Origin of the sequence: Massilia sp. DD77 (genome assembly GCF_036961685.1) — a bacterium.
Taxonomy (GTDB): Bacteria; Pseudomonadota; Gammaproteobacteria; order Burkholderiales; family Burkholderiaceae_D; genus Telluria.
The window spans coordinates 158,560-164,559 of record NZ_JBAMDH010000006.1; the positions used below are offsets into that span (position 1 = coordinate 158,560).

At 68.0% G+C, this 6,000-nt stretch carries 7 protein-coding genes; 5 read left to right on the forward strand and 2 right to left on the reverse strand.

Translation table 11 applies throughout. From position 1 onward, the window contains the following. The first annotated feature begins 40 nt into the window (after positions 1–40). A complete protein-coding gene (locus V7778_RS05175) occupies positions 41–928 on the forward strand; it encodes a helix-turn-helix domain-containing protein (protein WP_335552446.1) in 888 nt (295 codons plus the stop codon). On the opposite strand, the gene V7778_RS05180 is transcribed toward V7778_RS05175, so the two are convergent. Both V7778_RS05180 and V7778_RS05185 read right to left on the reverse strand, forming a co-directional pair. Further along, complete coding sequence (locus tag V7778_RS05180) at positions 925–1,092, reverse strand: hypothetical protein (RefSeq protein ID WP_335552448.1); 168 nt, start codon at positions 1,090–1,092, stop codon at positions 925–927. The genes V7778_RS05175 and V7778_RS05180 overlap by 4 nt on opposite strands. Positions 1,093–1,102: 10 nt before the next feature. Continuing rightward, positions 1,103–1,876, reverse strand: coding sequence for an IclR family transcriptional regulator domain-containing protein (locus tag V7778_RS05185; RefSeq protein WP_335552450.1), 774 nt, complete (start codon positions 1,874–1,876; stop codon positions 1,103–1,105). A 142-nt stretch (positions 1,877–2,018) separates the two neighbouring features. Between V7778_RS05185 and pcaH the strand changes: the two genes are divergently transcribed. From pcaH to pcaCD, 4 genes are read left to right on the forward strand one after another with little or no spacing between them, the layout of a single operon-like run. Beyond that, positions 2,019–2,711, forward strand: a complete 693-nt coding sequence (gene pcaH, locus V7778_RS05190; protein ID WP_335552452.1) for a protocatechuate 3,4-dioxygenase subunit beta — start codon at positions 2,019–2,021, stop codon at positions 2,709–2,711. Between the two features lie 10 nt (positions 2,712–2,721). After that, the gene (locus V7778_RS05195) at positions 2,722–3,243 is read left to right on the forward strand and encodes a protocatechuate 3,4-dioxygenase (RefSeq protein ID WP_335552454.1); all 522 of its coding nucleotides are present in this window, start codon (positions 2,722–2,724) and stop codon (positions 3,241–3,243) included. 22 nt (positions 3,244–3,265) lie between these two features. Beyond that, the gene (pcaB, locus tag V7778_RS05200) at positions 3,266–4,672 is read left to right on the forward strand and encodes a 3-carboxy-cis,cis-muconate cycloisomerase (RefSeq protein ID WP_335552455.1); all 1,407 of its coding nucleotides are present in this window, start codon (positions 3,266–3,268) and stop codon (positions 4,670–4,672) included. Further along, a complete protein-coding gene (gene pcaCD / locus V7778_RS05205) occupies positions 4,669–5,931 on the forward strand; it encodes a bifunctional 4-carboxymuconolactone decarboxylase/3-oxoadipate enol-lactonase PcaCD (protein WP_335552457.1) in 1,263 nt (420 codons plus the stop codon). Before pcaB ends, pcaCD begins: the two co-directional genes overlap by 4 nt. Positions 5,932–6,000 lie beyond the last annotated feature (69 nt).

Below are 6,000 nucleotides of genomic sequence, written 5' to 3' on the forward strand. Positions count from 1 at the left end.
CTATTTTTACACACACCGTTTTTCCGCCATTACCCGTGACATGCCGACCAGCCCCGCTCCCCTTCCCGCCGAGATCCCCATCTTCGCCCTGTACGGCGAGTCCACGCGGGGCACGAATGCCGAAGGCGTGCACATCGAACTGATCGAAACGCGCAGCCGCCAGTACGACTGGCACATCGGCACCCATACCCACGCCGGCCTGTTTCAGGTACTTTTTTTATTCGGCGGCGAGGTGCGTGCCAACATCGACGGCGACCTGTGGCAGTGTGAAGGACCGGTAGCGCTGACGATCCATCCCTCGCTCCCGCACGGCTTCGATTTTTCGCAAGAGGCCCAGGGCTATGTGCTGACCATCGACCAGAACCTGCTGTTCGACGAAGGCGGCCTGTTTTCCTCGCTGTTCGTCGACCCGCTCGCCATCGGCCTGGGCGGGGTGCCGGACATGCGCGCGCGGATCGAGGCCTTGCTGCAGAACCTGATCGCGGAATCGAGCTGGCCGCGCCAGGGCCATGCGCTGATGCTCGACTGGCTGGCGCGCAGCGTCTTGCTCATGCTGGTCCGGGTACAGGCCGAGCGCCGCATCGCCGACAGCAGCGGGCGCGGCGACTTCGAGCTGTTCAGCCGCTTCCGCGTCGAAGTCGAGCGCCACTACAAGGAACAATGGCAGGTCGGGCAGTACGCCGATCTGCTGCGCATCTCGCCCACGCGGCTCAACCGCCTGTGCCTGAAGCTGGCCGGCAAGTCGGCCTTCGAACTCGCTCAGGAGCGCCTGATGCTCGAGGCCTGCCGCAAACTCACCTACGTTCCGGCCAGCGTCGCCAGCATCGCCTACGAACTGGGTTTCCAGGACCCCGCCTATTTCAGCCGCCTGTTCAAGAAGCTGATGAAGGTCTCGCCCAAGGACTTCCGGCTCCAGGCCAGGGACTAGGGAAGCACTGATTCATTCATGGCGACGGCCTCGGCCACGACAAAATGCGCCCAGCGGCGTTGCAAATCCTCGCGATACACGGGGTATCGCTCCGGTTTGCGCGCGGCCGGCGAGGCCTTGCCGGGCACGTTTTTCGTGACCGATTCCTGCACGCCAGAATACATCAGTGCATCCCTAGAGCAAGGCGTTCAATTCGACCTGGATCTTGATCATCGCCGGTAGGCAGCGTTCGACCAGCTGGCTGGCCGGCAGGCGGTTGGCGTGCACGCTGACGTTCATCGCCGCCACCACGTCGCCGCGGAAGTTCCGGACCGGGACGGCGATGGTGCGCAGGCCCAGTTCCAGCTCCTGGTCCACCAGCGCATACCCCTGGGCGCGCGCGCGCGCGATCTCGAGACCCAGGCGCTCCTTGTTGACGATGGTGTGCTGGGTAATCTGCTCGGGCTGGGCCTCATCCAGGAAGCGCGCGATCTGCTCGGGCGGCAGGCTGGCCAGCAGCATGCGGCCGTTCGCGGTGCAATAGGCCGGCACCCGCGTGCCCGGCTGCAGGGTGCCCGACACCAGCTGGCCGGCGCTCACCGCCGCCACGCAGACCAGCTGGTCGCCGTCGAGCACGCCGACCGAAGCCGCCTCGCCCAGCGAGTAGGCGAGCCGGTACAGCAGCGGCTGGGCGATGCGCGGCAGGCGCGCCGAATGCAGGTAGGACTGGCCCAGGCGCAGCACCGCCGGCGTCAGCGAGAACAGCTTGTTCTCGTGGCGCATGTAGCCCAGGTGGGTCAGGGTGATCAGGTAGCGGCGCGCGGCGGCGCGCGTGAGGCCCGTGGCGTCGGCGACTTCGGCGATCGAGAGGCGTGAGCGCTCCTGGTCGAAGGCTTCGATCACCTTCAAGCCCTTTTCCAGGCCGCCGACGAGATCGCGCTCAGCCGGCTGGTTCGTCCCGTCGTTCATGGAAGAGAAAACATGGTCATTTGTGCGAGTATCGCACAAAGTGTGCGCATTCCGAATGCCGCGATAATTTCCCGGCTTGTGGGGGGCCATGTCCTGCGCCTACCATTTTTGCACGCACCCATAAACCCGAAGGAGACGTGCCGTGAAATTCGACGCCATCGCGCCGGGAGTCTATCCCGAACTGATCTACCCGCCTTACAAGTCCACGATCCCGCGCGGCCCGACCCAGCCGGCCCTGCGTATCCAGGCGCCGGAGCCGGTCACGCGGAACATCGCCACCAGCCCGCGCCTGCTGCTGCCGAACGACGCCGACCTGACCCGCCACGGCCAGGGCGAGCCGCTGGGCGAGAAGATCGTCCTGACCGGCCGGGTACTGGACGAAGACGGCAAGCCGGTGCGCAACTCGCTGGTCGAAGTCTGGCAGGCCAATTCGGCCGGCCGCTACTGGCACAAGAAGGACCAGCATGCGGCGCCGCTCGACCCGAATTTCTACGGCCTGGGCAAGATGCTGACCGATGAAGAGGGCCGCTACCGCTTCGTCACCATCAAGCCCGGCCCCTACCCATGGGGCAACCACGACAAGGCCTGGCGTCCTGCCCACATCCACTTTTCGCTGTTCGGCAACGTCTATGCCCAGCGCCTGGTGACCCAGATGTACTTCCCGAACGATCCGCTGTTCGACTACGATCCGATCTTCCAGAGCGTGCCCGACGACGCCGCGCGCCGGCGCCTGGTCGCGCGCTTCAGCCTGGAGCACACGGTCGGCGCCGAAATGCTCGGCTACGAATTCGACATCGTCCTGCGCGGACGCGACGCCACCCCGATGGGCCTGTAAGGAGAAGCACATGAGCAAGATCACCACCTCGCAAACCATCGGCCCTTTCTCTCACGAAGCCTGGCAATGGGCGGTCGACGGCTGCACCCCGACTCGCCTGGAGACCAGCGCGCCGACCATCCTGGTGAGCGGCGCCATCTACGACGGCAAGGGCAACCCGATCGACGACGCCCAGATCGAAGCCTGGACGCCGCAAGGCGCGGCCGCCGAGGCCAGCCAGCCGATCCCGGGCTTTCGCCGCGTGCCGAGCGGCGCCGCCGGCGAGTTCGCGCTGCGCCTGTCCATGCCTGAGCCGGCCACCCGCGGGGAGCCGGTCATGTATGTCACCGTCTTTGCGCGCGGCCTGCTGAAGCACCAGTTCACTGCCGTCTTCCTCGAGGACGACAGCGGCCTGGCGCAATCGGCGATACTGAACCAGGTGCCGGAAACACGCCGCCCCACGCTGTTGGCGCGCAAGCTCGGGGACGGACAGTACCGCTGGGATATCCGGATGCAGGGCGCGCAGGAAACCGCCTTTTTCGACTACGTATGAGCGCCACAGGACAGGAGCCGCAGTGAGTGTTTCGATCTTCGACAGTTTCCTGACCACGTCCGACATGATCGCCGTCTTCGACGACGCGGCGGTGGTGCAGGCCATGCTGGCCTTCGAGAGCGCGCTGGCGCGGGCCCAGGCCGACGAAGGCCTGATGCCGCCGTCCGCGGCCAGTGCGATCGCGGGCATGTGCAATGCGCAGCTGTACGACATTCCCGCCCTGATCCATGCAAGCCGCAAGGCCGGCAGCCTGGCGATCCCGCTGGTCAAGGAGCTGACCCGTACGGTGGCCTTGTACGACGAGGAAGCGGCGCGCAAGGTCCATTGGGGCAGCACCAGCCAGGATGTGGTCGACACCGCCATGGTGCTGGTGACGCGCGAAGCCTTGCAACTGCTCGACGACGGCCTGCACGACCTCACCGGCCACCTGCTCGATCTGGCCCGCCGGCACCTGGCCACGCCGGTGCTGGCGCGCACCCTGATGCAGCCGGCCCAGGTCACCAGTTTCGGCTACAAGGCCTGCGGCTGGCTGGCGCCGCTGGTGCGGGCGCGCACGCGCCTGCGCGAAGCGGCCGGGCACGCCCTGCGCCTGCAGCTCGGCGGCGCCGTGGGCACCCTGGCGGTGCTGGACCAGCACGGCGCGCCGGTCGCCACACGCATGGCGCGTACGCTCGGCCTGCAGGCAGCCGAGACCGTCTGGCATACCCAGCGCGACGACTGGGTGCGGCTCGGCATGGAAGTGGCGGTGCTGGCAGGTAGCCTCGGCAAGCTGGCGACCGACCTGAGCCTGATGGCCCAGGGCGAGATCGCGGAACTGGCCGAGCCCTCCGGCAACGGCCGCGGCGGTTCGTCCGCCATGCCGCACAAGCGCAACCCGGTGTCGGCGATGATCGCGCTGGCGGCGGCGCGCCGGACGCCCCAGCATGCCGCAGCCCTGCTGGCCTGCATGAGCCAGGAGCACGAGCGCGGCCTCGGCACCTGGCAGGCGGAACTGGCCGAGTGGCCTTCCCTGTTCCTGTCCGCGCACGGCGCCCTGCGTGCGCTGAATGACGCCATGGCAGGCCTGACGGTGGACGAAGCACGCATGCTGGAGAATATCGACGCGCTCGACGGCCTGGTGTTCGCGGAAGCCGCATCGGCCCACCTGGCCGCGGCGATCGGCCGGCCGGAGGCCCACGCGCTGCTGGAACGGCTGACCCGGCGCGCCGTCGCCGAGGGCCGCCACCTCAAGGACCTGCTGCTCGAGACGCTCGACGCCGACGCCGCGCTGTGCCGACAGGTCGATCCGCTTGCGTTGGCGGCCCTGTTCGACCCGGTCGCGGCGACCGCTCCCGCACAGCGGCTTGCCGGCCAGCAGCTGGCCAGGCTCGGCGCCGCGATGCAGGCGCTCGACCGCTCCCACCCCTTCCACCAACAGGAAACCGCATGAGCCACGATCCCTTCGACCACGACCTGGAGCGCGGTCTGCGCAACCGCCGCAACGTCCTCGGCGACGCCTGGGTCGACCGTTCGCTGTCGAACGCCACCAGTTTCAACGCCGATTTCCAGAACCTGATCACGCGCTTCGCCTGGAACGAGATTTGGGGCCGCCCCGGCCTGGAACACAAGACCCGCCGCGCCATCGTCCTGGCGATCACGATCGCCCTCGGGCGCTGGGAAGAGTTCGAGCTGCATATCCGGGCCGCCCTGCTGGGCGAGGAAGGCAGCCGCCTGAGCCCCGACGAGATCAAGGAAATCCTGATGCAGTCGGCCATCTATGCGGGCGTCCCGGCCGCGAACACCGCCTTCACTCACACCCAGCAGATCCTGCGCGAAGTCGGCGCCCGGATCGGCTATGCGCTCGACCCCGCGCAACCGGCCGCCGCCTGCCATCCTGGCGTGGGGCGCTCGGGGCGTACGGAAAGCGCGCCGGCAATCCATTACACGGTGCGGGAGCCGCGCAGCGGAAAGGCGCCGCGCCATACGGTGGTGCTGAGCCATGCGCTGGGCTGCGACCTGTCCATGTGGGACGAGCTGGCCAACACGCTGGCCGCCGACTGCCGCGTGATCGCCTACGACCACCGCGGCCACGGCGGCTCGGCTTCGCCCGAGGGCCTGTACAGCATGGCCGACCTGGCAGACGACGCCGCGCGGCTGCTGCGCGAGCTGGATACCGGCCCGGTGATATGGATCGGCCTGTCGATGGGCGGGATGGCGGGACAGGAACTGGCGCTGCGCCACCCAAGCCTGGTACGAGGACTGGTGTTGGCGCATACGACCAGCCGCTATCCGGAGCCCATCCGCGCCGTGTGGGATCAGCGCATCGCGACCGTGCGCGAGCAAGGCATCGAGGCGATCGCGGACGCGGTCATGGCACGCTACTTCCACGACGGCTTCCGCGCCCGGCATCCGGCGACCGTCGCGCGCTATCGCCGTCGTCTGGTCAGCACCGATCCCCTTGGCTATGTCGGCTGCTGCAATGCGGTCGGAACGGTGGACACGGCCGACCGCCTGAATGGGATCGCGGTGCCGACCCTGGTCGTGGCGGGGGACCTGGACCAGGGCACGCCGCTCGACATGGCGCAGGCGCTCGCCGAAGGCATTCCGGGCGCCCGGCTGACGGTACTGGAAGGCGCGTCCCACCTGGGCGGCATCGAGCAACCAGAGGCCTTCGCAAGCGGTGTCATGGCCTTTATGGCCGGACTCTGAATCGTAGGGTGGGCGGGGTGTTTCAGGCCAGTGGCCTGAAACACAAACGCCAACGCGGTGATCGATACC